At 70.6% G+C, this 3040-nt stretch carries 2 protein-coding genes and 1 pseudogene; 2 read left to right on the forward strand and 1 reads right to left on the reverse strand.

Annotated features, from left to right (window positions below; genetic code table 11):
- Window positions 1–65 precede the first annotated feature (65 nt).
- A pseudogene (locus RWX45_RS11540) lies at window positions 66–362 on the forward strand (response regulator transcription factor); the annotation flags it as partial.
- Window positions 363–397: 35 nt separating this feature from the next.
- Here RWX45_RS11540 and RWX45_RS11545 read toward each other — a convergent pair.
- Window positions 398–2395 (reverse strand): FAD-dependent oxidoreductase, encoded by a 1998-nt coding sequence (locus RWX45_RS11545; protein WP_316023866.1) that lies wholly within the window; start codon window positions 2393–2395, stop codon window positions 398–400.
- Window positions 2396–2628: 233 nt separating this feature from the next.
- On the opposite strand from RWX45_RS11545, the gene RWX45_RS11550 reads away from it, so the two are divergent.
- Window positions 2629–3040 (forward strand): L-threonylcarbamoyladenylate synthase (locus RWX45_RS11550; protein WP_316023867.1); only part of this gene is annotated, 412 nt, incomplete at its 3' end.

Genomic DNA, 3040 nt, shown 5'->3' on the forward strand with positions numbered 1-3040 from the left:
CCCGCGGTGGAACTCGAGGACGTCGACAGGCCGCGCCCCGGGGGTGACGGTGACCGACCCGGGCACGAAGGGGTGCCGGGGATGCTGCCTTCTCCCCGCGCCTGGCCGGATTCGTCCTGGACGCCTTCGGGGCGGGAGCCGGGGAGGTCGCGGTGGCCGACTCCGAACTGGACCGCCTCTCCGCCCGTGAACGCGAGGTCATGCGGCTCATTGCCCGCGGCTACACCTACAAGGAATGCGCGAGCGAGCTGTTCATCTCCATCAAGACCGTGGAAACCCACGTGTCGGCCGTGCTGCGCAAGCTACAGCTGTCCAACCGCAATGAGCTCACCCGCTGGGCCGCCGCCCGGCGCATCGTGTAGGCGCTCTGGCCTCCTCGGACCGGGCGGTTCGGGGCTCAGAGGGCGAGCGCAGCGACGTAGGCGTCGTTGATGGCGTCGCCAACCTTGCGCGGCTTGACGCAGTCGCCGACCCGGATGACCTCGGCGTCGGGGACGGCCGCGGCGAGGGCGTCCCCCTCGTTCGTGGCGGGCTTGAGGCCGAAGGCCGTAATGATGGTGTCGGCCTCGATGAACTCCTCGGCGCCGTCGGGCCCGGCCAGGCGCACGCCCTCGGGCGTGATCTCCTTGACGAGGGCGCGGGTGCGTGTCTCGACCCCGTGCGCCTCGAGCTCGCGCAGCAGCGAGATCCGGTTGAGCATGAGCATGTCCCCGGCGATCTCCTCGAGCATTTCGAGGATGACGACTTCGTGGCCCGCCTGGGCGATCTCGAGGGCGGCGTCGGCGCCCGACAGGCCGCCGCCGCACACAACGACGCGCTTGCCCAACGGCGCCCCGCGGTGGAACTCGAGGACGTCGACAGGCCGCGCCCCGGGGGTGACGGTGACCGACCCGGGCACGAAGGGGTGCGAACCGACGGCGAGGACGAGGACGTCGGCGTTGGTGAGGACCTCATCCTCGTGTGTGACCTCGTGACCCAGGTGGATACTCACCGTGGGGATCTGCTCGAGCTGGCGCTCCCACCAGCCGATCATGCGGAACAGCTCCCGCTTGAAGTCGGGGGTTGCCGCGGGCAGGAGGACACCGCCGATACTGTCGCCCTTCTCGTAGATCTCCACGCGGTGCCCGCGCAGCCCGGCGACGCGCGCGAACTCAAGCCCTGCCGGGCCGGCGCCCACGACGACGACGCGCTTGGGGTCGGCGACGCTGCCGGGCTCAATAACCCGCTCGAGCTCGAAGCCCGCCTCGGGGTTGACCGCGCAGGCCACCGGCAGCCCGAAGAAGGCGTTGCCGGTGCACAGCTGGTTGCAGCGGATGCAAGGGCGGATGTCGGCCCGGCGCCCCTGCTCGAGCTTGACGACGATGTCGGGGTCGGCGATGAGCGGGCGCCCCAGCGCCACGAGGTCGGCGCTGCCCTCGGCGATGAGTCGTTCACCGATCTCGGGGGTGAGGGAGCCGCAGGCGGCCACCGGGATGGAGACGACCTCCTTGACCTTGGCGGCGGCCTCCCACATGGGGGCATCGCCGAGGTAGTACGGCGGGAAGACGTAGTCCATGGCCTCGTAGGAGCCGTCGTCGCACAGGATCATGTCGAGCCCGCCGGCCTCGAGGGCCTGGACGAGGGCCTGGGTCTCCTCCCAGGTGCGCCCGCCCTCGAACCGGTGGTTGACCGAGATGCGGAAGGAGGCGATGCAACCGGGGGCGTTGTCCTTGATGGCGTGCAGGCACTCCACGGCGAAGCGAGCACGGTTCTCGGGCGAGCCTCCGTACTCGTCCGTGCGGCGGTTCCACAGCGAGCTCATGAACTGGTCGACGAGGTAGCCGGTGTGGCCGTGCAGGTCGATGACGTCGAAGCCGGCCTCGGCCCCGCGGCGGGCGGCCTCGCCTACGCGCTGGACGATGAGGCGGATCTCCTCGGTCGTCAGGGCCCGGCAGTGGCGGGAGGGGGCGAAGAAGTAGGTGTTGTCCGAGGATGAGACTGGCTCCATCCCGAGCTCGTCGTAGTACTGGTTGTTGCGGCCCAGGCCGGGAGTGAGCTGGAGGGCGGCCAGGCCCCCGCCGGCATGGACGGCGTCGGCGATGCCGCGCAGGCCCGGGATGCAATCGTCGGAGTCGACCCGGGCCAGACCCTTGTGGACGGGCTCGAGGTCGGACTGGACGAAGTTGATGCCGGTCATGACGACGGCGGTGCCGCCGACGGCGCGGGCCCCGTAGTAGGCGGCCTCGCGCGGGGTGGACAACCCATCCTCGGTGCACATCTCGGTGCCCATGGGCGGCATGAGGACGCGGTTGCGTAGGACATGTCCGGCGATCGTCAGGGGCGACAGGAGATGAGAGTAGGCGGTGTCCGGTGTGGTGGCTTGGCTGGTGGCAGTGGTGCTGGTGGCGGTAGACATGGCTGGTTCCTCGAGCGTCGACGCTGACGTTCCTCCAGTTCACAACCAAGTTGTGAGGAGCGCCACTGTCGAAGGTCCCCATTGGCTGAAACGCAACCTGCCCGGGTGGGCCGATCGGCCTCCGCGAATGCGCTGCTGAGGGGCTTCATGTTCTTCGACTGCGCGGTGCCGTAGCGCCGCAATGGTCGACGCATGCGCGCGGGCCGGGGACGAATCATGCGAAGATGGCGGGCGTGACCCAGCAGGCCCATCCGGAGCCGGCGCCCGAGCAGATCGCTGCGGCCGCCGCGCACGTTGCCGCAGGAGGACTACTCGCTCTTCCGACCGACACCGTCTATGGTCTGGGCGCGCATCCCGCCGACGCCGCGGCCATCTCCCGCCTGCTGGCGGCCAAGGGGCGGGGCCGCAGCATGCCACCGCCCGTGCTCGTCGCCGACGTCGCCCAGCTGGACGGCGTACTCGCCCCGCTCCCGGAGGCCGCCCGGGAACTCATGGCGGCCTTCTGGCCCGGCGCCCTCACCCTTGTGCTTGACGCCGCCCCCGATCTGGACTGGGACCTGGGGGACACCGGCGGTACCCTCGCGGTGCGCATGCCCGACCACCCCCTCGCCCGCACCCTCCTACGCGTCACCGGCCCCTTGGCGG

Origin of the sequence: Actinomyces sp. MRS3W, assembly GCF_032465695.1 — a bacterium.
In the GTDB taxonomy this organism is placed as follows: Bacteria; Actinomycetota; Actinomycetes; order Actinomycetales; family Actinomycetaceae; genus Actinomyces.